Consider the following 23625-nt stretch of genomic DNA (forward strand, 5'->3'; position numbering starts at 1 on the left):
CCATGACCGTCCTCACCACCACCCGGCCCCGGTCGCGCCGCGACCTCGGCTGGCTCAAACACCCACTCGTGCTGGCGGCCGCGCTGCTGATGGTGGCGCCGTTCCTGTGGATGCTGCTCACCTCGTTCAAGGGGCTGCCGCAGCTGCTCACCGACCCGCTGTCCATCCTCCCCCAGCCGTGGGTGTTCACGAACTGGGCCGACGCCTGGAACGCGCTGCCGTTCGGCCGCGCCTACGCCAACTCGATCTACATCACGGTGCTGGTGGTGGCGGGCACGCTGCTCACCACGTCGATGGCCGCCTACGGCTTCGCCCGCATCCCGTTCAAGGGCTCGACGGCGCTGTTCTGGGTGTTCCTGGCCATGCAGATGGTGCCCAAGCAGGTCACGCTCGTGCCGTTCTACTTCCTCATGGCGAAGATCGGCTGGGTGGACTCGCACCTCGCGCTGATCATCCCGGCCATCATGGTCAACCCGTTCGGGGTGTTCCTCGCGCGGCAGTTCATCGCCTCGGTGCCCGTCGAGTTGGAGGAGGCCGCGATGATCGACGGCGCCTCCCGCTGGCGGATCTACTGGACGATCATCCTGCCCGCGATCAGGCCGGGGCTGGGCGCGCTCGGCATCATCGTCGCGCTTGACGCGTGGAACAACTTCCTTCTCCCGCTGGTTCTGCTCAACTCCACCGACCTGTTCACCGTCCCGCTGCTGCTCAGCCAGTTCCAGGGCCAGTTCGGCGGCATGAACTACGGCATCGTGATGGCAGCCACCGCCCTGTCGACGGTGCCGATGCTCATCGCGTTCGTCATCGGGCAGCGGCAGATCATCGAGTCGCTGGCCACCTCGGGGCTGGGCGGGCGCTGATGACTGGGGTGTCCCCCGACGGAGCGCTCGACCTCGGCCGCGACCTCGCGCATCGCTTCGACCTGGTCGACGTCCCCTACACGGCGCGGTACTCCCGGCTGTTCGTGCGGCGGGGAGACGTGGGCCTGACGGTGTTCGAGGCGGCGTACGAGCGGCCGCTCGACGAGAGCGTGGTGGTCTCCGGGCTGCGGATCCTCGACGACGAGGGCCGCGAGGTGCCGATCGTGCGCGCGAGCCCGGCGGGCATAGAGTTCGACGGCGGCGTGCGCCTGGTCGTCGACGGCGGTGAGGTCCTGATCGGCGGGCTGCCGGAGCTGTGGTCGACCCCGCTGGCTGAGGAGCTTGGGGCGACGGAGTCGACCCAAGCGTCTCGAAGCCTAGGAAACGCAAGCATCCGCACCTCCCCCGACCACGACCTCCTTTCGCCCCACGACGAGCAGCTCGGCGAGTGGCTCGACCGCTGCCCCGCCGTCGACCCCGCCTACCGCGACATCACCCGCTTCTGCTGGTGGGTTCTCGGCGTCAACACCCTGAGCCTCGACGCCCCCGAGGGGCTCAACCGCGCCGTCGTGCCGTCGAAGGTCGGCTACGTGGGGCTGTGGCAGTGGGACGCCTACTTCATCGCGATCGGGCTGCGCCACGGCGACCCCGACCTCGCCCGTGAGCAGCTTCGGATCGCGCTGGCCCACCAGGACGAAGACGGCCAGCTCCCGGACGTCGTGCACGAGCAGGGCGTCCTCGCCTCCAGCGACGACCTCCCGCCGCTGGACCTGGAGAACCTCCGGGCCATGGCGTCGCCGTCGCTCGCCCACTCCCGCGTGCCGCTCACCAAGCCGCCTCTGACCGCGCTCGCCGTGGCGAAGCTGGCCGAGGTGATGGGCGAGGGCGTCGTCGACGAGTTCCTCCCCGCCGTGCTGCGCGCGCAGGAGTGGTGGTTCACACACTCCACCCGCGACGGCCGGCCGGTCTACCTTCACCCCTATTCCTCCGGCCTCGACGACTCCCCGATCTTCGACGACGACGCCATCGTCGCCTCCCCCGACCTGGCCACGTACCTGGTTCTGTCCGAACGTCTCCTCGCCGGTTGGCTTGATGAGCGTGGCCGCGACGACGAGGCCGCCGCCTGCCGGGCGCAGGCCTCTGCCACCGTCGACGCTCTGGCCGCGACCTGGGACCAGGCCCGCGGCTTCTTCCCCGCCATCGGCGAGGACGGGGACCCGATCGAGGCGGAAACCATCGTCTCCCTCATGCCGCTGCTGGCCGACCGCCTCCCCGGGCACCTGATCGAGGGCATCCTCGCCGCGATCGACGACCCCGCCCGTTTCGCCACCCCCCACGCGCTCCCGACGGTCGCCGCCTCGGACCCCGACTACTCCACCGAGCGCATGTGGCGCGGGCCCGTGTGGGTGAACACGAACTGGCTGGTGGCGGAGGGCCTCCGACGTCAGGCAGCCGCCGACCCCACACGAGCCGACCGCCTCCTCGTCTCCGCCGCCCGCCTCGAGCGCGACACCCTGGCGCTGGTCGACGACCACGGCCCGAACGAGTACTTCAACCCGGTGACCGGCGAGAGGCCGCTCCGCGCGACGACCGTGTTCGGCTGGTCCGCCGCCCTGGCCGTCGACCTGGCTGTTCGCCTGTCCGCGGCTATTCGGGACGGAGGACCGCGAAGGGGTCGGTGACCACCAACGCGTGGTCGCGGAAGCGGAAGACCCTGGCCGGGCGACCGCCCCTCGTTCCCGACGCCGACATCTCCCCCGTCGGCACCAGCTGACCGCGCCTGGTCAGTACGCGCTCCAGGTTCGTCGGCGCGACGTCGTGGCCCAACGCCGCGGCATAGACCTCCCGCAGCTCCGCGATGGTGAACTCCGCCGGCATCAGCGCGAATCCGATGTTGGTGTAGCTCAACTTCGCCCGCAGCCGCGTCACGGCCTGCTCCACCACGCTGGCATGGTCGAACGCCAGCTCCGGCAGGTCGTTGACGGCGACCCACGCCGCCCGCTCCGGCAAATGCGGGTCCACCACCGTCGGCACGAGCCCGAGGTAGCTGGTGCCGATGGTGCGCTGCGCGGGGTCGCGGCCGGGGTCTGAGCGGGTGCCCAGCTGTTCCAGGTGCGTCAGCCCCGCGACGTCGACCTTCTCCGCCAGGTGCCTCAGCACCGCGGCCTCCAGCGTCTCCTCCGGCTCGACGGGGCCGCTCGGCAGCGCGAACCGGCCCGCGTAGGGCTCGTGGTCCCGCCCGGCCAGCAGCACGGAGAGCCGAGGGGCGCCGTCGTCGGCCCCGCGGACCTGCAGGACCGCCCCGATGGCCTCGTGCCGGTAGAGCGCGACGCCCACGGAATCGCGCGGGGGATGGGGAGCCATGGTTGGCATGCTACAGTTCGTCTAGTTTTCGCCTGTGAGTCGAAAACCGGAAAGGAGCAGGAGATGACCCTCCTACAGGAGCCCGCCGCCGGCACCGAGGCCTGGGAGCTGTGGACCGCCGACGAGGTGGCCGCGTGGCAGACCCGCGTGCACGCGCTGGCCGCCGAGCGCAACGCCGTCATCCTCGCCCACAACTACCAGGCGCCGATCATCCAGGACGTGGCGCACCACGTGGGCGACTCGCTGGCGCTGTCCCGCATCGCCGCCACCTCCGATGCCGAGACCATCGTGTTTGCCGGCGTGCACTTCATGGCCGAGACCGCCAAGCTCCTCTCCCCCGCCAAGCGCGTCCTCATCCCGGATCAGGCGGCCGGCTGCTCGTTGGCCGACACCATCAACGCCGACCAGCTGCGCGCCTGGAAGGCCGAGCACCCCGGCGCCGTCGTCGTGAGCTACGTCAACACCACCGCCGAGGTGAAGGCGGAGACGGACGTCTGCTGCACCAGCTCCAACGCCGTCGACGTGGTGCGTTCCATCCCGGAGGACCGCGAGATCCTCTTCCTCCCGGACCAGTTCCTCGGCGCCCACGTCCGCCGCGCCACCGGTCGGTCGAACATCCACGTGTGGCTCGGCGAGTGCCACGTGCACGCCGACATCTCGCCGTCGAACCTCATCGACGCGGTGCGTGACAACCCGGCGGCCGACCTGTACGTGCACCCCGAGTGCGGCTGCACCACCAGCGCGCTGTGGCTGGCCGAGTCCGGCGAGCTGCCCGCCTCCCGCACCCACATCCTCTCCACCGGCGGGATGCTGGACCATGCCAGGCGGGAGACGTCGCGGCAGGTGCTGGTGGCCACCGAGATCGGCATGCTGCACCAGCTCCGCAAGGCCAACCCCCTGACGGACTTCCAGCCGGTCAACCCCAAGGCCGCCTGCCCGTTCATGAAGATGACCACGCCGGAGAAGCTGGAGGCGTGCCTCGGCGATCCCTCATTGACCAGGGGTTATGAGGTGGACGTGCCCGCGGACGTGGCCGCCCGGGCGCGGCAGGCCGTGGAGCGGATGGTGGCGATCGGCAACCCCGGGTCGGGGGAATGATGCTCCCCGCGGCTGCCCCCGCGTGGACGGGGCGCACCGACGTCGTGGTGGTCGGCACCGGCGCGGCGGGGCTGTCCGCGCTCCTGCACCTGGCCGCCGCCGGCGTCGACTGCGTGGCCGTCACCCGCGGCGAGGTCACCGACTCGGCCACCGCCTGGGCGCAGGGCGGGCTCGCGGCGGTGTGGGACGACGGCGACACGCTCGCCGCGCACGTCGCCGACACGCTGACCGCCGGGGCGGGGCTGTGCGACGTCTCGACGGTCGAGGACCTGGTGGCGAGCGCTCCCGGGGCGATCCGGCGGCTGCTCGGGCTGGGCGCGCGGTTCGACCGCTCGGCGGGGGGCGGGCTGGACCTGCACCTCGAGGGCGGACACTCCGCCCGGCGAATCATCCACGCCGATGGCGACGCCACCGGGGCGGAGATCGAGCGCGCGCTGTGGGCTTCCTTGTCCGGCGCCTTGGCGGGGTCGCGGACCCGGGTCCTCACCCAGACGCGGCTCGTCGACGTGCTGGTCGACGCCGACGGGCGCGCCTGCGGGGTGCGGCTGCTGGACGCCGACGGACAGGTGGGCGAGCTGCTCGCGGGCGCCGTCGTGCTGGCCACCGGCGGGATCGGGCAGCTGTGGCCGGTCACCAGCAACCCGCTGGGCGCGACGGGCGACGGGGTCGCGGCCGCGCTGCGGGCCGGCGCCGAGGTGCGCGACCTCGAGTTCATGCAGTTCCACCCCACCGTGCTGGCCGACGACGCCGCGGGTGAGCGGGGCGTGCTGGTGTCGGAGGCCGTGCGCGGCGAGGGTGCGTGGCTGGTCGACGACGCGGGCCGCCGGATCATGGCGGGCGTGCACCCGCTCCTCGAGTTGGCGCCGCGCGATGTCGTGTCGGCGGCGATCATGGCCGAGTTGTCGCGGAGCGGGGCGTCGCACGTGTGGCTGGACGCGACGTTCTTCGGGCGCGAGAAATGGGAGGGCCACTTCCCCGGGATCCTGGCGCTGTGCCGGGGCAGGGGCGTCGACCCGGTGACCGAGCGCATCCCGGTGCATCCGGCGGCGCACTACGCGTGCGGGGGTGTCGCGGCGGACCTGCACGGGCGAACGTCGGTGCAGGGGCTGTACGCCGTCGGGGAGGTCGCGGCGACTGGGGTGCACGGGGCGAACCGGCTGGCGTCGAACTCGCTGACCGAGGCCCTCGTCGCGGGCGACCGGGTGGGCGCGCTGCTGGCCTCGGGGCCTGTGGGCCGCGTGGGGGTGGCCGCGCCGCGGGAGGCGGCGGGCGTCGTCGAGGCGTCGGCCCTGCCCTGGATCAGGCAGTGGATGCAGCGGGAGGCGTTCGTGTCGCGGACCGGCCCGGGGCTCGCGGCTCTCGGGGCAACGCTGGCGGCCGCGCCGTTGAGCGCGGGGCCGGTGGACGACGCGACCCTGACCGCGACCAACCTGCACGCCGTCGCCACCGTCCTCGCGGCGGCCGCGGCAGAGCGGACGGAGTCGCGGGGGGCCCACCGGCGCTCGGACTTCCCCGCCACGTCGCCCGGCTGGGAGCGACGGATCGGGTTGCGCCTCAGCGGCGGCCACCTCACCCTCACCTCCACTCCACTGACCACCCGCGAAAGGACCGCAGCATGAACGCCGTGTCGACCGTCGACCTCGCCCCCCTCGAACGGGACGTGGCGGAGGCCTGGAGCGCCGTCGACCCGGCCGAGGTGCGGCGGATCATCGAGGTCGCCGTCGACGAGGACCTCCGGCTCGGGCCGGACGTGACCACGGAGGCGACGGTGCCCGCGGACGCCGTCGGGGTCGCGGAGGTGGTGGCACGCGAGGCGGGAGTCGTCGCGGGGGTGCCCGTGGCCGTCGAGGTGCTGCGGGCAGTGTCGTCGCAGCTGGGGGTCGAGGCGCCGTGCGAGGTGGTGCTCGGGGACGGCGCGAGTGTCGCGGCGGGCGACGTGGTGCTGCGGATCACCGGGCCCGTGCGCTGCCTGCTGACCGCCGAGCGGACGCTGCTGAACTTCCTCGGGCAGCTGTCCGGGGTGGCGACGGCGACCGCGTCGTGGGTGACAGAGGTGGCCGGGACGGGCGCCCGGATCCGCGACACCCGCAAGACCGTGCCGGGCATGCGCGCGCTGCAGAAGTACGCCGTCGTGTGCGGCGGCGGGGTGAACCACCGGATGGCGTTGGGGGACGCGGCGCTGATCAAGGACAACCATGTCGCGGCGGCTGGGTCGGTCGCGGCGGCGTTCCGGGCCGTGCGGGCGCAGGCACCCGGGGTGGCGGTGGAGGTGGAATGCGACACCGTTGAGCAGGTGCGCGAGGCGGTCGCGGCGGGCGCCGAGCTGGTGCTGCTGGACAACATGACGCTGGCGGAGACCAGGGAGGCGGTCGCGGTGTGCCGGGCGGCGGGGGTCCGGACCGAGGCGAGCGGAGGATTGACGCTGTCGCGGGCTGGTGAGGTCGCGGCGACGGGCGTGGACTTCATCGCGGTGGGCGCGTTGACCCACTCGGCGGCCGTCCTCGACCTCGGCCTCGACCTCCGCGCCTGATCTCCGCCCGTCGGCTCTGCAGGAATCTACCCGTGCGGCGGGTTCTGCGCATATGTGCCGATCCCGCTGAATAGGTAGGTTTTCCTTCACCGTCGGCACCTGCGAGGCAAGTGACCCTGCAGAGTGCTACCCATACAGCGGCATCTGCATATATCTGCAGATGCCGCTGTGGAGGTAGATTCCTGCAGAGGTCAGGCCGCGACACCCACCTCCGCGGGGGCCATCGACTCGGCCGACGGCGCCAGCTCGGCCTCCGCGGCGTCCGGGTCGGACGCCTTGAGCCGCCGGATGTAGCGCTCGTACCAGAGGACGGCCAGGCCGAGGAACACCACGACACCGCCGACGTTGTAGGTGAGCGTCAGCCACAGGGCCTGGCTGAGCGGGATGGTCCCCGCGACGAACACGAAGGCGAACACCACCAGCAGGAACGTCGCGACACCCAGGCCGAGCGACCGCGACCCCATCCGGAAGTCCCGCGCCACGCCGTCGAACCTGCGGCGCAGCACCCAGTAGGCCAGCAGGATCAGCAGCGGAGGCAGCAGCGCGGTGGCTGCGGTCATGTTGATGACGATGCCGAGCAGGTCGTTGATGTTGCCGGAGCCGAGCGCGGGGATGACGAGGATCGGCACGACGATGGCGAACTGCAGCCAGGCCGCGCGCCACGGGATGCCCTCGGAGTTGAGCTCGACGAGCTTGCCGCCAAAGATGCCCTTGGGGATCTCGGAGAAGAAGATCTTCACCGGGGTGGAGGTCCACATGAGCAGGGAGCCGAGGGTCGCGGCCAGCAGGATCACGCCGACGACGCGGTTGACCAACACGGCGGAGAGGCCGAAGTGCTCCCCGACGGCGCCCATGACCACGAACAGGCCGTTGGAGTAGTCGAGCGTGCCCACGGGGACGAACACGTTCATGAGCAGCGACGCGGTGGCGTAGAGCAGGCCGATCACGATGCCCGCGATGACGATCGTGCGCACGAACGCCTTGACGCCGCCGCGCAGATCGTTGAGGAACACAGCCGACGACTCGGCGCCGCCCACGCCCTGGATGATCCACGCCAGGGTGCCCATGAAGCCCCACGCCAGGGCGAAGGTGGAGAGGTCGGGCGTCATCGCCCCGCCGGTGATGGGGGTGGCGGGCTCGACGCCGCCGAAGATGGAGGCCAGCGAGAGGACGATGAAGGTGGCGGTGAGGACCAGGACCAGGGTCGCGCCGATCGAGGTGACCGAGCCGATCCACCTGGCGCCCTTCGTCGAGACCCAGGTGGAGACGGCGAAGATGAGGATCGAGAGCACCGTGATCCACAACTGCGACAGCTGCTTCTCCTCCCCGTACAGCAGGTAGGACGCGAACACCAGAATCAGCGGCAGCAGCGAGGCGAAGTAGAACAGGTTGACGAACCAGTAGCTGAACGCGGTAAGGAACGCCCACCGGCCGCCCATGGAGGTCTTCACCCACTGGTAGACCCCGGACTCGGAGTTCTTGTTGAGCGCCACGAACTCGGCGATGACAAGCGTGAACGGGATGAAGTAGAGCAGCGTGGCGAAGAAGAACGCCGGGGCGGAGGCCAGCCCGATGGCGACGTTGTTGTTGATGACGTTGCGGATGTTGAACACCGCGGCCACCGTCATGGTGAGCAGCGCGAACATGCCGATCCGCGCGCGATTTGTTCCGGTCATGGCGACTTTCTGTGTGGGTGGGTGGTGGGGGGAGGTGTGGTTGGAGCCCTTCGAGAGGGCGGCGGTCGCAGCGCGACGCCTCCTGGAGCGAAGGGGGTTACTTGTTGTGGAAGCTGGCGCCCTCGACGGTGACGTGCAGCAACACGGCCCGCCCGTCGGGGGTGGGGAGGACGCGGGCGGCCTCGTCGATGCCGACGACGAGCAGCCCGCCGTCGGGCACGACCACCCGCTCCGCCTCGCCGGTGAAGGGCTGGCGGTCGGTGAGGTCGCTGTAAGGGCCGACGGCGATGAGTGCCTCCTTCGCCGCCACCTCCACCACGACCTCGCCGCCCAGCGACGCCACCACCATGAGATAGCGACGACGCCCGGTCAGCTCAGCCGTGGCGAGGTCCGCGGCACTGCCGAGGCGGTAGGTGAGCGAGTCGCCGATCGAGTAGGCGACGCCGTCGGCCAGCGAAGGCGCGGCGTCGAGCGCCTCGAGGGTCCGCGCCCACTTCTTCTCCCCGCCGAGCAGGGCGCGGAGGGTGTCGGGGCTGTCGAAGATGCGCATGGCTCAGTTCTCCTTGATCGGCTGGAGCGTGAACTCGAACGAGAACGGTTCGAACCGCGTGCGGTAGCTGTCCAGCACCTCGGAGCCCCAGGAGTTGGAGCCGAGGCCGAGGACCTGGTCGTTGAGGTTGAGGGTGACGGTGTCGCGGGCGGTGAGGTCCGTGACGTGGCGGGCGGAGTCGATGTCCTCGCAGCGGTACGGCCACGCCGAGAAGTGGAACGGCCGCTCCCCCGCTCGCCGCGACACCCGCAGCCCCTGCCCCGAGCCGTCTGCGAGCTCTACCCAGCGGACGTCGCCGCGGTTGCCGTAGTCCTGCGGGACGACGTACGGGGTGACCATGGCGTCGACGTCGCTGTTCCAGACGCCGACGGGGGTGGCCGCGACGGAGTCGGGGTAGTTCTCGCCCGGCCCGCGGCCGAACCAGGCCACCTGCCGAAGGTCGCCGGGGAGTTCGAGGGTGACGCCGATGCGCGGCACGATGTCGCGGTAGCCGCCGTAGGGGGTGCCGGTGGCGCGCACGGTCGCGGCGCCGTCGCCGTTGATCCGCCACTCCACGTCGACGTGCATCCCGAAGTCGAGGACGGGGGGCGCGATCCGGGCGCGGTAGGTGACGACGACGTCGCCGTCGTCCTCGCGCCAGGCGACGTCGCGGACCGAGGTCTGCATGAGCTGGAGGTGCCGCGGGAACCAGAGCTCGTCGGCCTCCTGCTGGTGGTTGTCGATCAGCGGCTTCCAGAACCCGACGCGGAGCGGGGCGGCGACGAGGTCGCGGCCGCCGTCGGTCCACGAGAGGAGGTCGGCGGTGAGGGTGTCGAAGGTGAGCCGGCCGGTGGGGGTGGCGACGTCGAGGCGGTGCTGGTCCGGGTCGGCGTGGAGGGTCAAGCCTGCTGGGCTGCGATGCTGCCCTCCGGGGAGCACCCCTTCGAGAACCTCGGGACGGCGCCCAGCCCGCGGAGACGTGCCGGTAGTGGCACCCTCTGTCCCGCCCTCTGAGCGTGCGGGCCCTGACTGGGGGACCGACTCCGCGCCGGCGCCCTCCACAGCGAGCTGGTAGCGGCCCAACTCGTGGCCGGCAACGCACCAGGAGGTTGCGCGGGTGGTGGTCACCGTCGCGATCGACGCCCACTCCAGGGCGCCTCCCATCTGCGGTTCATACGGGAGCTCGACGGTCGCCCCCGGCGCGACGGCGCCCACGGGCAGCAGGTCGGTGCTGGTGAGCACGCCGTCGGCCCAGGTGTCGATCCGCAGCTCGATGTCGCTCAGGTCGCTGAACCACCGGCGGCTGGTCACGCGCACCACGCCGTCGGCGTACGACACGCGCACCGGGCAGATCACGGCCGCGTACTCGAGGAGGCCCGGGCTCGGCTCCTGCCACGGGAAGACCAGGCCGTCGATGCAGAAGTTGGAGTTGTTCGGGTAATCACCGTAGTCACCGCCGTAGCGGTGGTACTCGCGCCCGTCGTCGGTGAGCGCGAGCAGCCCATGGTCGGCCCACTCCCAGACGAAGTGGCCCTGGATGGAGTCCCACCGGTCGAACACCGCCTGGTACTCCGCCAGCCCACCGGGGCCGTTGCCCATGGCGTGGCCGTACTCGCAGATGATCCGCGGCTTGGGATGCGGGTGCTCGCCGAAGTCGTTCATCTGGGACACGCGCGAGTACATCGTCGAGATCACGTCGACCACCTCGGCGTTGCGGTCCTCCTCGTAGTGCACAGGGCGGAAGGGGTCGAGCTCCTTGGCCCGCCGGTACATCGCGCCGATGTTGCAGCCGTAGCCGGACTCGTTGCCGAGCGACCACATGACGATCGACGCGTGGTTGCGCTGCGCGAGCACGTGCCGCTCGATCCGGTCCACGTAGGCCGTCTCCCAGGCGGGATCGTCGGTGATGCGGGAGAGATCGTCGACGTTGGCGAAGCCGTGGGACTCGAGGTCGGTCTCCGCGACCACCATGAGCCCGATCTCGTCGCACAGCTCGTAGAACCGGGGGTCGTTGGGGTAGTGGGCGGTGCGGACGGCGTTGATGTTGTGGCGCTTCATCAGCTCGAGGTCGCGGCGGACGCGGTCCATGCCGACGGCGCGGCCGCGGCGGTCGTCGTGGTCGTGCCGGTTGACGCCGTGCATCATGAAGTAGGCGCCGTTGAGCCGGAGCAGGCCGTCCTCGACGGTGACCTCGGCCAGCCCGAGCCGGTGCGGGACGTACTCGGCGGCGCCGTCGGGCCCGACGACGGTGAGCAGCATGTCGTAGAGGTGCGGCTCCTCGGGGTTCCAGAACCGGGCGCCGGGGACCGTGAGGGTCGCGGTCGCTCCGGGGGCCAGGGTGGCCTCTGCGACGGTTGCTCCGCCGTCGGAGATGGTCCAGGTGAGTGCGGTTGCACCGGCGGCGGCGGCGGTGAGGGTGACCTCGGCGTCGTCGCCCACCTTGTGCGTGCGGACGTGGAAGTCGGTGAGCCGCGCGGCGGGGCGGGTGACGAGGTAGAGGTCGCGGAAGATGCCCGAGGCCCACCACATGTCCTGGTCCTCGATGTAGGTGGCGTCGGAGAACTGGAGCACCTTGATGGCGAAGAGGTTGTCGCCGTCGACGATGTGGGCGGTGACGTCGAACTCCGCGGACAGGCGCGACCCCTTCGTCATCCCGACGAACCCGCCGTTGAGGAAGATCTCGGCGTAGCTCTCGACGCCGTCGAGCCGCAGGAGCACCTGCTCGCCCGAGGCGGGCGCCGTGAGCCGGACCGTGCGCTGGTAGGCGCCGGTGGGAGTGTCGGCCGGGACGTGCGGCGGCTCGATCGGGAAGGGGTAGCCCTCGTCGGTGTACTGCAGGTGGCCGTGCCCGTCGAGCTGCCAGAGATGCGGGACGACGACGGTGTCCCACCCCTGCTCGACGGCGCGGAAGGCCGCCGGGACGCGGCCCGGGTGGTCGAAGAGGCGGAAGCGCCACTCGCCGGTGAGGTCGACGAAGCCGAGCGAGGCGGTGCGGTCGCGGCCGGCCGCCAGCTCGGGGGTGGCGTAGCCGAAGAAGTAGGCGCGTCCGGGCATCCGGTTGCGGCCGGTCAGCGCCTGGTTCTCCCAGTCGAGGGGTTCCGTCATGGACGCGGTCTCCTTTGCTGCTGCGTCTCACCACCGGTAAATGTAACCGGTTACATTGAGAGTAGCGCACGACCGTCGCGGGGTCCAAACGGGGTGCCGCCTACCGCTGGCGGAGGTGCCCCCCCACTCGCTGGCTGAGGTGCCGCGCAGCGGCCTCGAAGCCTCAGTTAAGTGGGCCTCACCGCGGGCTGAGGTGCCGCGCAGTGGAAGCCTAAGGAAACGTGGGCTCCCCCGCTGGCTGAGGTGCCGCGCAGCGGCCTCGAAGCCTCAGTTAAGTGGGCCTCACCGCTGGCTGAGGTGCCGCGAAGCGGCCTCGAAGCCTAAGAAAGGTGAGCTGACAAGGAATGTCTCCGAGGTTTCGAGGCTCGTCGCTACGCTCCTCACACCTCAACCAGCGGGACAGGCCGAGGTGCCTCCCCACCGCAGGCTGAGGTGCCTCGAATCGGAAGCTTAAGGAAAACGTGGGGCCCCGCCGCTGGCTGAGGTGCCGCGAAGCGGCCTCGAAGCCTAAGAAAGGTGAGCTGACAAGGAACGTCTCCGAGGTTGCGAGGCTCGTCGCTGCGCTCCTCACACCTCAACCAGCGGGACAGGCCGAGGCACCTCCCCCACTCGCTGGCTGAGGTGCCGCGCAGCGGCCTCGAAGCTGTGAGTCTGGTGTCACCACCTCATTGGTGGTGTTGTTGGGATCGACGGTCGCGTCGTGACTCTCCTCGAAGCTGGCCCTCCGGGTGCCTTGGTTAGGACATGTCCGGCGTGAGCGTCGACCCCGACCCGAGCAGAAACCAGTGGCCTGATTCAGGAGCTTGACCAACCAGCGTCAGCAGCGCCGGTTGTGTCCCATCACAGTTGTGCCTAGTCCCTGCCCGGATCGGAACCCGATGGTTGACGTCCATGGAAGGGGACGCATGTCCAGTGTGAAGAATCTCCGCGAGCTTGTCGACCTTGTGATCGGGGTCGACACCCACGAGCAGTTCCACGTCGCCGCGGCCGTTGACGCGGTCACCGGCGGGGTGCTCGACACGATCAAGACCCCGGCCGACCCGGCCGGCTATCAGCAGCTCATCGACTGGGCCCACACCCGTCCCGGCCGGCGCGGGTGGGCGATCGAGGGCACCAACAGCCATGGCATCGGCCTGACCCGCGCCCTGGCCGGCGAACTGGTGGTCGAGGTCGACCGACCAGAGCGGATCAAGCGCCGCAACGGCGCAAAGTCCGACTCCATCGACGCGGTCCGGGCAGCCCGGGACGCGTTGGGCCGGGACTCCCTGTCCACCCCGCGGGCGGTCACCGGTGACCGTGCCGCGCTCCAGGTCCTTGTCACCAGCAGACACCTGACGATCACGCAGGCCACCGACACCGAACGCCAACTCCGCTCGATGGTGCTCACCGCCCCCGACGAGCTCCGGTCACGGTTCACCGGCCGCAAGACCGCCCCGATGGTCACCCAGGCCCTGAAACTACGACCCCACACCAATGACGACCCCCTGACCGGGATCCTGATGCCGGTACTGAAGGAACTCGCACAGCGGGCCCGGTCGCTGCGGCTCTACGCCATGGCCCTGCAACGGCAGATCCTCGACATCGTCAGGAAGTGGCGCCCTGACCTGCTCGACCTCAACGGCGTCGGACCGATCGTCGCGGCGAGCCTGCTGCTGGTGTGGTCCCATCCCGGACGCGTCCACTCCGAGGCCGCATTCGCGATGCTCTCCGGAACCGCCCCCATCCCGGCCACCAGCGGCACACAACAGACCAGACACCGCCTTAACCGCTCCGGCGACCGCCACCTCAACCAGGCCATCCACACCATCATCCTCTGCAGACAACGCAACGACCCAGCCACCAAGGCCTACATCGAACGCCGCACCGCTGAAGGCCGAACCAAGCGAGAGATCCGCCGCTGCCTCAAACGCTACGTCGCCCGCCAGACCTTCAGAATCCTCGAAAAAGGGGTTGACAAAACATAGGAGCGTCCTAAGAAAAGCGAGCCGACAAGGGACGTCTCTGAGGTTTCGAGGCTCGTCGCTACGCTCCTCACACCTCAACCAGCGGGGACAGGCTCGTCGCTGGCGCTCCTCACACCTCAACCAGCGGGGGGAGGCGAGCAGGGTCAGACGCCGCTCAGCAGCCAGTCGACCACTGCCTTGGCCGGCCACCCACCCGGGTACCGGGCGGCCAGCACGCGGGCGCTGTCGAGGTCCTGCCCGAGCGTGATGGCGGGCTGCTCCTGGTAGCCGCTCTTGCGCAGCTGCCCGAGGCCGATGTTGGCCATCAGGGCGTTGCACAGGCACTTGCGGCCCACCGTCTCCTCCACTGTGCCGCCCTTGCGCACATACGGCATGAGGGGCTCGGAGGGGCAGCGGTAGGTGATCGACTTGTCCTCGCGCTCGACGGGCACGCGCAGGTAGCCGAGGTCGCAGATGCGCTCGCGCTCCTCGTAGACCGGCTCCTCCGAGAGCGTGCCGGGGAGCTGGGCCACCTTGAACGGGAAGCCCGTCGGCGAGGCCCGCGGGTCGTTGCGGACCTCGAGGGTCCCCGCGTCGAGCTCGGCGTGGAGCTGGCTGCGGAGGTCCTGCGTGAGGCCCGACTCGTCGGCCAGCGCGAACAGCGTGCCGGTCTGGACGCCCGCGGCACCCGCGGCGCGCGCCTCGGCCACCTTCTCCGGGGACGCGAACCCGCCGGCCAGCCAGAACGGCAGGCCCACGCGGGCGATCTTCTCCAGGTCGGCGTGGTCCCTCGGCCCGTAGACGGGGTCACCGGCGTCGTCGAGGACCACCTTGCCGCGCGGCGGGGAGCTGTGGCCGCCCGCCGTCGGGCCCTCGACGATGAAGCCGTCCGGGCGGATCTCGGGGTCGCGGTTGAGGTAGTCGGCCAGCACGTGGAGGGTGACGATGGCCAGGAAGTTGGGGCGGCGCAGGGGCGGGAGCTCGTCGCCGAGCAGCGTGTGCGGGTTGAGCGCGGCCCGGTGGGTCGTCGTCGAGTTGATCACGTCGATGGTGAGGTGGCCGGTGCGGCCGGAGGCGTACTCGGTGAGCACGCGCGGGATCTCGCGCGGAACGCCGGCGCCCATGATCACGTAGTCGACGTCCGCCAGCATCGCGCCGAGGATGGCCGAGAGGTTGGCGGTCTGGATCTTCTCCAGCAGGTTGATCCCGACGGTGCCCTCGTGGCCCTCCTTGGCCAGCCACACCTCGGAGAAGTTGCCGCACAGGCTGAGCTCGAGCGCGGCGCGGCGGGGCGAGATGGTGAGGGTGGGGTGGGGGCGGTACGGCTGCCCCTCCGCGCGGCCACCCTCGAGGAAGTAGGTGTCCAGGACGCGCTGGGCCATGGCCTGCGACGGGAAGTGCGCCAGGGCGCGGCGGCGATGCCCGCCCGGGTCCCCGTCCTGGAGCTCGCGGGCAAGCACGCCGTCGAGCGCGGTGCCGGACACGACGCCGAGCTGGCCGCAGAGCGAGACCTCCCGGGCAAGCTGCCAGGACGAGACCGCGACGCCCATGCCGCCCTGGATGAGGGTGGGGGGTTGTGTGATGGTCACCGGCTTCTCCTCGAGAATGCGCGAACAGATATCCCTACGGTACCGTAACTTACGCGACCGTAAGAATCGTGGGCGGAGAGCTCCGCAGTTGAACGATCCCTCGTCGCCGCCGCCTGCGGCGAGCGCCCGCTTCCGAGGTCGTTGGCGTGACCCGCACCCGGACACGACCGTTCGAGGGCCGGCGGGTCGACGACCCCGGTGCGTGGGAAGATGGGCCGCACCCACGCCCCAAAGGAGTCCCGTGCCCAGAGCCCCCCGCGCCGGCCGCGCCAGCGTCACGATCGGCGACGTCGCGCGCGTGGCGGGGGTGTCGCGGGCAACGGCGTCGCGGGCGCTCAACGACTCGCCCCTGGTCACCGACGACACCAAGGAGAAGGTGCGCGAGGCGGTGCGCGAGACCGGCTTCGTGATGAACGCGCAGGGCCGGGCGCTGGCCGTCGGCCGGGCGGAGTCCGTGGCCATCCTCGTCACCGAACCCCTCGACGAGCTGTTCCAGGACCCCACCTACGCGTCGATCCTCCGCGGGATCACCGAGGGCCTCGCCGAGACCCCCACCCTGCCGATCCTGCTGCAGGCCTCCTCGGAGGCGGAGCACCGGCGGGCGCTGCGGCACTTCGAACGCCGCTCCGTCGACGCGGTGATCGACATCTCCCCGTATGTGGGCGGGGACATGCTCGAGGCGCTCAAGGGCGGCACCCTCCCGGTGGTGCTGTGTGGGCAGCTCGAGGGGCAGCCGTACGAGGGCGTGTTCTCCAGCGTGTTCGCCGACGACGTCCGCGGCGCCCGCCTCGCCGGGGCCAGGATGGCCGAGCGCGGGCGCGGATGCGTGGCGGTGATCAACGGCCCGCTCGACAATCCCGCGGCGGCGGACCGGCTCGTCGGCTACCGGGAGTCGCTGGGCGCGCTTTTCCGCCCTGAGCTCGCGATCTCCACCGGCTGGGACTCCACCTCCGGGTTCGAGGCCATGCGCCGGCTGCTGGAGGCCGAGCCAGGCATCGACGGGGTGCTCGCGGGCTCGGACCGCATCGCCGTGGGCGCGATGGCGGCGCTGGAGCTCGCCGGGCGCTCCGTGCCCGGGGACGTGTCGGTGATCGGCTTCGACGACCACGCCGTCGCCGCCACCTCCACTCCCCCGCTGACGACGGTGCGCCAGCCGATGCGCGAGGAGGGCAGGATCGCGGCGGAGTTGGCCCTGGCCATGGTGGGCGGGGAGCCCCCGACGACGGTGGTGCTCGAGATGGAGCTGATCGAGCGCGCCAGCGTCTGACGGGGCCGACCCCTGGGGGCCTCTTGGCTTGCGGGGTTTGAGCCGATGGATGGGTTCGCGGCGTCGCTCACGCTCGGCCCACGCTGGGCCGGCCACGCGAACCCATCCATCGGCTCAAACCACCCCCACCCGGCCCGGGCCGCACGGGTAGGCTCGAACGGTGACAGCCCCGCTCGTGGAACCCGGCCCGGAGCTCACCCGCGCCCAGCTCACCCGCTACTCGCGGCACCTTCTGGTGCCCGGCATGGGCATCGAGGCGCAGCGCCGGCTGCTCGCCGCGCGCGTCGCCGTCGTGGGCGCCGGAGGCCTCGGCAGCCCGATCCTCGCCTACCTGGCCGCCGCCGGAGTCGGGCACCTCACGATCATCGACGACGACGTGGTGGACGCCACCAACCTGCAGCGCCAGATCGTCCACCGCGACGACGCCGTCGGGCACCCCAAGGCGGACTCGGCCGCCGCGTTCGTCACGGCCCTCAACCCGGACGTCCAGGTCACCACCCACCGCGCACGCATCACCCCTGACAACGCCCAGAGCCTTCTCGCGGGCCACCATCTCGTCCTCGACGGCGCGGACAACTTCCCCACCCGCTACGCCGTCGCCGACGCCTGCGCCGCCCTCGGCCTCCCCGTCGTCTGGGCCGCGGTGCTGCGCTTCGACGCGCAGGTGTCCTCCTTCGTGCCGGGCGGCCCCGACGCGGTGACCCTCCGCGACCTGTACCCCGTCCCGCCGCGCCCCGAGGACGTGCCGTCCTGCGCGGAGGCGGGCGTGCTGGGCGCGCTCGTGGGGCAGGTGGGCTCCATCATGGCCGCCGAGGCCGTCAAGCTGATCTGCGGCTTCGGCGAGCCGCTCGTGGGCCGCATCCTGCTCATCGACGCCCTCACCCAGCGCACCCGCGAGGTGCCGTTGCGCCCCGCTCCCCCCGTCGCCAGAACACACACCCCGGAGGCACCCATGGCCCTGAACGAGCTCACCGTCGAGGACGTGGCCGCGATCCTCGACGACCCCGCGCGCCCCACCCTCCTCGACGTCCGCGAACCGGCCGAGCACGCGCTGGGCACCCTGCCCGGCTCGCTGGCCGTGCCGCTCGGCGAGGTGCTGAGCTGGGACCGTCTCGACGACAACCTCCCCGACGGCCCTGTGATCGTCTACTGCAAGATCTCGCCCCGCGCCCGGCGGGCGGCCGCGCACCTGGTGGCCCTGGGGCATCCGGACGTGTCGCTCATGGACGGCGGCATGATCGCCTGGGCGGAGCGGATCGATCCCAGCTACCCGCACTACTGATGCGAGACTGGTCCCCATGGCGACGGTGAGGTACTTCGCGGCGGCGGCCGAGGCCGCGGGCACGGAGCAGGAACAGGTTGAGGCTGCCACGCTCGGCGGGCTGCTTACGGACCTCCGCGCCCGGCACGACGCCAGGCTCGGCCGCGTGCTCGAGGTCAGCTCGATCCTCCACGACGGGCGATACGTCTCAGACCCCGCCACCCCGCTGGCCGACGGCGCCGTGCTCGACGTCCTGCCCCCCTTCGCCGGCGGCTGACGGGGGATCGACCATGGCCGTGCTGATCGATCCGCCCCGCTGGCCCGCGCACGGCACCGTCTTCGGGCACCTGGTCTCCGACTCCTCGCTCCACGAGCTCCACGCCTTCGCACGCCGGGCCGGGATCCCGCCCCGCGCCTTCGACCACGACCACTACGACGTGCCGGTGTCGCGGTACGACGAGCTGGTCGCGGCCGGCGCGGTCCCCCTCGACGAGCGGGAGCTGGTGCGGCGCCTCGCCCGCTCCGGGCTGCGCGTCCGCCCCCACGAGAAGACCCCCACCCGCGTCAGGGCCCGCGCCGCCGTCGTCGCCGCCTGGGAGCGGCTCGGCCTCCCGGGCTCCCTCCGCGACACCCTGATGACCCGCTGGTCCGAGCCGCACCGGCACTACCACGACGTCCGCCACCTGGCGCAGTGCCTCTCCGCGCTGGGCCACCTCGGCTCCGACGACCCCGTCGTCGAGGTCGCGGCCTGGTTCCACGACGCGGTCTACGACGGCGTCCCTGGCCAGGACGAGGAGCGCTCGGCGGCGCTCGCGGAGACCCTGCTGGACGGCGTGATGGCGGCCGGGCAGGTGGCGGAGGTGTCGCGGCTGGTGCGGATGACCGCCGACCACTCCCCCGACGACCCGTTGGGCGCGTTCCTCTCCGACGCCGACCTCTCGATCCTCGGCCAGATCCCCGGCCGCTACCACGTCTACGTCCGCGACGTGCGGCTGGACTACGCGCACGTCGACGACGACGCCTGGCGGGTGGGGCGGGCAGCCGTCCTGCGCTCGCTGCTCGGCCAGGACCCCCTGTACCGGACCGTCGCCGGCCGCGACCTCTGGGAGGCCCGCGCGCGCGCCAACCTCGCCGACGAGCTGGCCAGGCTCGACGCCTGATCCACGTCCCCGGCGCGGCCGGGGCGCCGCGAATCTCAGCGGACCGCTGGCGCAGGTCGCTAGATTGAGAAGACCAGCGGAGGGAGAACCCATGAAGATCACCGACAACGGTCCGGAGCCCAACGTCTTCGACCTTGAGACCGCCACCAAGGAGAACCCGAACTACCGCACAGTCGCGTGGACGGGCAAGTACCTGCAGGTCACGCTGATGTCCATCCCCGTGGCCCACTCGATCGGGCTGGAGGTGCACCCGGACACGGACCAGTTCATCCGCCTCGACGCCGGCAAGGGTCGCTGCCTGATGGGGCCCACGAAGGACGACCTCAACGTGAAGGTCGACGTCGAGGACGGCTGGTCCGTCCAGGTGCCGGCCGGCACGTGGCACGACATCGTCAACACCGGCGACGAGCCCATGCAGCTCTATGTCATCTACGCCCCGTCGCACCACGCCAAGGGCAAGGTGCACAAGACCGAGGAGGACTCGGAGGCCGACGAGAAGGCGGGCAAGGACGAGCCCCCCGCCTGGACGTCCCAGCCGGAGGAGTGAGCAGGTGGGGAGCGCCTCACGCGCTCCCCACCTCCGCGCTCAGGCCCCTGCCGGAATCCGGACGCGCAAGGCGGTCACCGTGCCCTCCCGCCGGAACACGGAGCCGCTCAGCTCGGCACTCAGGGCGCCGTCCGGGTGCTCACGCGTCGAGCCGTCGGCCAGCTCCGCGGTGATCGACGTGGTGTCGCCCCCGCGGACGCACACCACCGGCACCTGGCAGAACGTGAACGCCAGCGAGCCCGGCGGCAGCCCGAGGGTGCGCTGCTCCCCACCCGCGTCGAGGTAGCTGAACTCCGCGGGCTCCGTCGTCCACTCGGCGTCGCGGAGCAGCAGCGGCCTGACGACGATGCGGCCCTCCTCCACGCGGACGCCCAGCTCCCCCAGCCGGGTGAGGATCTCCTCCTTGACCTGGCCGGTCATCCCGGGCTGGCGGGCGCCGTGATCCTTCGGCGTGTGCGAGTAGGGATCGGTCGGGAACGCCCCGTAGACCTCCGGCGTCTTGCAGTACCCCAGCCCCTGGCGCACGTCCTCGTAGGCAGCCTTGAGCGCGTCGACCACCGGCTCGTCCGCCCCGTCGGCCACCGCCCGCTCGAGGGTCTCCTGGACGGCGAGCAGCAGCTTGGACACCATGTGCCAGTAGATCGAGCCGAGGCCCTCGAACGCGAAGAAGGACCCGGAGCGGCCGGTGAACTCGGCGTGCCGGAAGACCTCCTCGTGGACCTCCATCAGGCGGTGGCGGCCCTCGGCGAGAGCGGTCCCGAGGTCGGGGTGTCCGGCGAGTGCGTCCAGAGCCCGCTCCACCTCCTTCGCGTTGCGGATGCCCGCGGCGAAGTGATATTCGCCGTGGATGTCCCGGACGACGACGCTGCGGTCTCCCGCCGCCACCAACGCCCCCACGAGCGGGCAGGACTCAGCCTGCGTCGCGGTGATGGTGTTGCGGCCGAGGAAACTGGGCACCTGCTTGTCCGGGTAGAGGATGTAGCTGTGCTGATCGGCGCGGTAGAGGGCGCTGCTCCTGAGCGACGCCAGGAGCGCCACCGACTCCTCCGGGCTGAGCGCCCCTGACGAGAGCGCCGCCACCTGCCCCTCGAGCATCTCCGGGAGCCTGCGCACGGCGGCCCGGCCGGGGGCGAGGTCGAGGATGTTGTAGGAGTGGATCATCGCGTCCGCTCTCGTGTTGGCACGGAGAGCGGCGTCGATGTGGGCCTGCGCGTGGTCGAGCAGCGCAGCGACCTCGTCGACCCGCACGGTGACGCGCTCGGGCCCCACACCGGCGTAGACCCGCCGGCGGTAGGCGGTGCCCGCGGCGCCGAGGGCGTCCATGACGGCGCGCCGCGACTCGTCGTCGACGGCGTCGCCGGCCGGGCGCGCCAGGACCGCGAGCACCTCCGCCAGCAGGTCGCTCAGGGCGGGGGTGAGCTCGACGTCGGCGTCGAGGAGTCCGCGCACGACGGGGATGTAGCGGCGCAGGTAGGCCAGCGTGACCACCGACAGCCCGCGCCCGACGAGCGCGTTGTTCGCGTCGTTCCACTCGGGGCGCTGCGTGTTCATCCAGATGCCGCCGCCGGGGACGAAGTTGACCAGCTTGGCCAGGAGGATGAGGAGGAGCTTCTCGGCCAGGGAGACCCGCACGATCCCGCCGTCGGGGTCGTGGAGCAGGCGCCCGTCGGCGCCCTCACGCGCCACGCGCCGCTCGACGAGCGACTGGCGGGCATCGTCGAAGGCGATGGTGTCGAAGGGGTCGGCCAACGTCGCCTCGTAGGTGGCGATCCGGTACGGCACGTCGGCGTGGGTGAACACCGCGCGCCCCGCGAGCCTGCGGAGGCGGCCGGGGTGGAACCGCTGGGAGGTCTCCAGCAGCTTGAGCAGGTAGATGACCTGATGGTCGCTCCAGTACCCGATGTTGGCCCAGGGGTTCTCCGGCTCCGGCACCTCCCAGTCCACTCCCTCGCGCGAGATCCGGTAGGGGTTGTAGCCGTCGGCCGTGGTGGCATCCAGGAACACCGTGATCATCGATTCCACGTATTCAGGGAACGACCACGCGAGCGCCTCCCAGTTCTGGAAGATGTCGCGCCAGTTCCCCTGGTAGGTGAGGCGCGGGTTGCCCTGCCCGTCGATGAGCTCGATCCGGAACCTGTTCCAGGGCCGGCTGGGATCGCCGTGGCGCCGGCTGAAGGTCAAGGGGAGGTACTCCATCGCGAGGCGCCAGAGGTCCGGATCGCCCGACCGGTCGGCCGCGGCCACGAGGGCGTCGATGCGCAGGCGCTCCGGCAACGACGCCAGCGTGTCGGCACAGCGGGCGGCCGTGGCGGGGCTGCGCTGGGCGACGAAGGCGCGCACGTCGTCGGCGCCGACCTCGTAGCCCGACGCGGGGAGGCCTCCGCGCATGGTGTTGTAGAGGACGTTGGCCAGGTGGTGCGTGGCGGCCACCTCCTCTCCGGTGACCTGCGCGGCGTCCGTGGACGCGAGGATCGCCGAGAGGTCGTCGCGGGTCCGTGCCAGGTCCGCATCGAGCGCCGCGGCGATCCCGCCCTGGCGCAGCTCGGCGTTGAGGGCGACGACATCGGCCGCGTCGTGGTCGACGTCCGCGACGATGCGCCAGGAGCGCCGGCCACCGGGGGGCAGCGTCACGGCGGCGCGGAGGAGGTAGGCGCCCTGTTCGCCGCGCATCTCGAGCTCCTCGTCGACGGCGCCGGGGAACCCCGTGAGCTGGCGGGTGGACAGGAGGCGGGTCGCGTCGTCGAGCCCGACCTGCCACGCCACATTGGCCCGCAGGGACTCGCTGGGCTCGGCGAGGTCGGTGAGGGACGCGTTGAGGTGGTAGATGCCGAGCCCTGTGGCGGGGTCCAGCTCGCTGCGCTTGTAGGCGTCGAGGAGGTTGCTCAGCTCGTTCTGGACCTGCTGGCTGGTCCCAGCGGGAAGGATGTTGACCAGACCGTCGAGGACGTCCACCTCGCTGGCCCGGCCGTCGAGGGACGTGAGCTCGCAGCTGCGCACGACGCCGTACCGAGCACTGGACTCCCAGGTCACCCGGAAGCGCATCCCGAGGTCCGGGCGGGTCTCCTCGAACACCAGGGCGGCACCCAGGACGTCCTTGTACAGGACCCGCTCCACCGACGGGTCGCCCGGCCGGAGCTCGGCGAACGGGTGCCAGTGCGAGACGGCACCCCCCTCGCTCGTCACGCGCATCCTCGTGAGCCCACCCGTGCGGCCGGCGCTCTGGGCGACCTTGTCGTCGGTGTAGTACGGGAACAGCGCCTTCTCGGCGTCGACGCGGCCGGCCGTCAGCCCGCCGGTGGAGGAGATGAAGATCCAGACGTCGCTGGAGCTGACGATCGTCATGAAGAAGGGATCCATGCGGTCGTAGCCGCTGATCCGGTGGAACCTGCGCCCCTGCAGTGTCACCAGTGAGCCGTCGCCGGCGGCTTCCCGCGTGGGCGCCGCCGTGACGGGCGTGGTTGCGCCGAAGGTCGTGGTCATTGGTCCTCGCTCTCGTCTGCGGGCGGGCGATCCGCCCGGTCCCGAGAGCGCTCTCATCGTCTGGCAGATGTGTCGCAGCTGTGCGATGGTCGGGTGAGAGAGCGCTCTCACGAATCATGACACGAGCGGCGCCCGAGAGCAAGAGCACCCCCGCCCAGGGGCGACAGAGAGGAGGCGCGCACATGCGGCGCCGTCGGCGGCGGCGGGTGGTTCGAT

17 protein-coding genes are annotated in these 23625 nt (G+C 71.3%); 11 read left to right on the top strand and 6 right to left on the bottom strand.

Annotation, left to right across the window (positions count from 1 at the left end; genetic code table 11):
- Positions 1-2 precede the first annotated feature (2 nt).
- Both ACX1D3_RS01735 and ACX1D3_RS01740 read left to right on the top strand, forming a co-directional pair.
- A complete protein-coding gene (locus tag ACX1D3_RS01735) occupies positions 3-860 on the top strand; it encodes a carbohydrate ABC transporter permease (RefSeq protein WP_458995261.1) in 858 nt (285 codons plus the stop codon).
- A complete protein-coding gene (locus ACX1D3_RS01740; protein WP_458995262.1) occupies positions 860-2542 on the top strand; it encodes an MGH1-like glycoside hydrolase domain-containing protein in 1683 nt (560 codons plus the stop codon). Before ACX1D3_RS01735 ends, ACX1D3_RS01740 begins: the two co-directional genes overlap by 1 nt.
- Here the strand turns inward: ACX1D3_RS01740 and ACX1D3_RS01745 are convergent.
- A complete protein-coding gene (locus ACX1D3_RS01745; RefSeq protein WP_458995263.1) occupies positions 2508-3224 on the bottom strand; it encodes an NUDIX hydrolase in 717 nt (238 codons plus the stop codon). The two genes, ACX1D3_RS01740 and ACX1D3_RS01745, sit on opposite strands and share 35 nt — an antisense overlap.
- Before the next feature lie 63 nt (positions 3225-3287).
- Between ACX1D3_RS01745 and nadA the strand changes: the two genes are divergently transcribed.
- The 3 genes from nadA to nadC are packed head-to-tail and all read left to right on the top strand — an operon-like array spanning position 3288 to position 6852.
- Entirely contained in the window at positions 3288-4322 is a 1035-nt protein-coding gene (gene nadA, locus ACX1D3_RS01750) for a quinolinate synthase NadA (protein ID WP_458995264.1), read from the top strand.
- A complete protein-coding gene (gene nadB / locus ACX1D3_RS01755; protein WP_458995265.1) occupies positions 4319-5941 on the top strand; it encodes an L-aspartate oxidase in 1623 nt (540 codons plus the stop codon). Before nadA ends, nadB begins: the two co-directional genes overlap by 4 nt.
- A complete protein-coding gene (nadC, locus tag ACX1D3_RS01760; RefSeq protein ID WP_458995266.1) occupies positions 5938-6852 on the top strand; it encodes a carboxylating nicotinate-nucleotide diphosphorylase in 915 nt (304 codons plus the stop codon). The genes nadB and nadC overlap by 4 nt, the downstream gene beginning before the upstream one ends.
- Before the next feature lie 191 nt (positions 6853-7043).
- Here nadC and ACX1D3_RS01765 read toward each other — a convergent pair whose 3' ends face one another.
- From ACX1D3_RS01765 to ACX1D3_RS01775, 3 genes are all read right to left on the bottom strand, one after another.
- The gene (locus ACX1D3_RS01765) at positions 7044-8528 is read right to left on the bottom strand and encodes an amino acid permease (RefSeq protein ID WP_458995267.1); all 1485 of its coding nucleotides are present in this window, start codon (positions 8526-8528) and stop codon (positions 7044-7046) included.
- Positions 8529-8625: 97 nt separating this feature from the next.
- Positions 8626-9078: a NanQ anomerase/TabA/YiaL family protein gene (locus ACX1D3_RS01770; protein ID WP_458995268.1), complete on the bottom strand. Its 453-nt coding sequence runs from the start codon at positions 9076-9078 to the stop codon at positions 8626-8628.
- Positions 9079-9081: 3 nt separating this feature from the next.
- On the bottom strand, positions 9082-12162 hold the full coding sequence (locus ACX1D3_RS01775) for a glycoside hydrolase family 2 TIM barrel-domain containing protein (RefSeq protein WP_458995269.1): 3081 nt from the start codon (positions 12160-12162) through the stop codon (positions 9082-9084).
- A gap of 905 nt (positions 12163-13067) precedes the next feature.
- Here ACX1D3_RS01775 and ACX1D3_RS01780 point away from each other — a divergent pair.
- Complete coding sequence (locus ACX1D3_RS01780; RefSeq protein ID WP_458994711.1) at positions 13068-14126, top strand: IS110 family RNA-guided transposase; 1059 nt, start codon at positions 13068-13070, stop codon at positions 14124-14126.
- Between the two features lie 143 nt (positions 14127-14269).
- Here ACX1D3_RS01780 and ACX1D3_RS01785 read toward each other — a convergent pair whose 3' ends face one another.
- A complete protein-coding gene (locus tag ACX1D3_RS01785; RefSeq protein ID WP_458995270.1) occupies positions 14270-15694 on the bottom strand; it encodes a nitronate monooxygenase in 1425 nt (474 codons plus the stop codon).
- Between the two features lie 241 nt (positions 15695-15935).
- On the opposite strand from ACX1D3_RS01785, the gene ACX1D3_RS01790 reads away from it, so the two are divergent.
- The 5 genes from ACX1D3_RS01790 to ACX1D3_RS01810 all read left to right on the top strand — a co-directional run bounded on the left by ACX1D3_RS01790 (position 15936) and on the right by ACX1D3_RS01810 (position 19929).
- Positions 15936-16961, top strand: coding sequence for a LacI family DNA-binding transcriptional regulator (locus ACX1D3_RS01790; RefSeq protein ID WP_458995271.1), 1026 nt, complete (start codon positions 15936-15938; stop codon positions 16959-16961).
- A 160-nt stretch (positions 16962-17121) separates the two neighbouring features.
- Complete coding sequence (gene moeB, locus ACX1D3_RS01795) at positions 17122-18243, top strand: molybdopterin-synthase adenylyltransferase MoeB (RefSeq protein ID WP_458995272.1); 1122 nt, start codon at positions 17122-17124, stop codon at positions 18241-18243.
- 16 nt (positions 18244-18259) lie between these two features.
- On the top strand, positions 18260-18499 hold the full coding sequence (locus tag ACX1D3_RS01800) for a MoaD/ThiS family protein (protein ID WP_458995273.1): 240 nt from the start codon (positions 18260-18262) through the stop codon (positions 18497-18499).
- Between the two features lie 13 nt (positions 18500-18512).
- Entirely contained in the window at positions 18513-19382 is an 870-nt protein-coding gene (locus tag ACX1D3_RS01805; RefSeq protein ID WP_458995274.1) for a DUF4031 domain-containing protein, read from the top strand.
- Between the two features lie 91 nt (positions 19383-19473).
- Positions 19474-19929, top strand: coding sequence for a cupin domain-containing protein (locus tag ACX1D3_RS01810; RefSeq protein WP_458995275.1), 456 nt, complete (start codon positions 19474-19476; stop codon positions 19927-19929).
- Between the two features lie 39 nt (positions 19930-19968).
- Here the strand turns inward: ACX1D3_RS01810 and ACX1D3_RS01815 are convergent, their stop codons facing one another.
- On the bottom strand, positions 19969-23409 hold the full coding sequence (locus ACX1D3_RS01815; protein ID WP_458995276.1) for a 1,3-beta-D-glucan phosphorylase, GH149 family: 3441 nt from the start codon (positions 23407-23409) through the stop codon (positions 19969-19971).
- Positions 23410-23625: the final 216 nt, after the last annotated feature.

The sequence above is a fragment of the Tessaracoccus yangjingae genome (genome assembly GCF_054483935.1).

Coding starts and splice junctions, on each gene's coding strand:
- ACX1D3_RS01735 (WP_458995261.1), top strand. CDS start 3: ATGACCGTCCTCACCACCACCCGGCCCCGGTCGCGCCGCGACCTCGGC.
- ACX1D3_RS01740 (WP_458995262.1), top strand. CDS start 860: ATGACTGGGGTGTCCCCCGACGGAGCGCTCGACCTCGGCCGCGACCTC.
- ACX1D3_RS01745 (WP_458995263.1), bottom strand. CDS start 3,224: ATGGCTCCCCATCCCCCGCGCGATTCCGTGGGCGTCGCGCTCTACCGG.
- nadA (WP_458995264.1), top strand. CDS start 3,288: ATGACCCTCCTACAGGAGCCCGCCGCCGGCACCGAGGCCTGGGAGCTG.
- nadB (WP_458995265.1), top strand. CDS start 4,319: ATGATGCTCCCCGCGGCTGCCCCCGCGTGGACGGGGCGCACCGACGTC.
- nadC (WP_458995266.1), top strand. CDS start 5,938: ATGAACGCCGTGTCGACCGTCGACCTCGCCCCCCTCGAACGGGACGTG.
- ACX1D3_RS01765 (WP_458995267.1), bottom strand. CDS start 8,528: ATGACCGGAACAAATCGCGCGCGGATCGGCATGTTCGCGCTGCTCACC.
- ACX1D3_RS01770 (WP_458995268.1), bottom strand. CDS start 9,078: ATGCGCATCTTCGACAGCCCCGACACCCTCCGCGCCCTGCTCGGCGGG.
- ACX1D3_RS01775 (WP_458995269.1), bottom strand. CDS start 12,162: ATGACGGAACCCCTCGACTGGGAGAACCAGGCGCTGACCGGCCGCAAC.
- ACX1D3_RS01780 (WP_458994711.1), top strand. CDS start 13,068: ATGTCCAGTGTGAAGAATCTCCGCGAGCTTGTCGACCTTGTGATCGGG.
- ACX1D3_RS01800 (WP_458995273.1), top strand. CDS start 18,260: ATGGCGACGGTGAGGTACTTCGCGGCGGCGGCCGAGGCCGCGGGCACG.
- ACX1D3_RS01805 (WP_458995274.1), top strand. CDS start 18,513: ATGGCCGTGCTGATCGATCCGCCCCGCTGGCCCGCGCACGGCACCGTC.
- ACX1D3_RS01810 (WP_458995275.1), top strand. CDS start 19,474: ATGAAGATCACCGACAACGGTCCGGAGCCCAACGTCTTCGACCTTGAG.
- ACX1D3_RS01815 (WP_458995276.1), bottom strand. CDS start 23,409: ATGACCACGACCTTCGGCGCAACCACGCCCGTCACGGCGGCGCCCACG.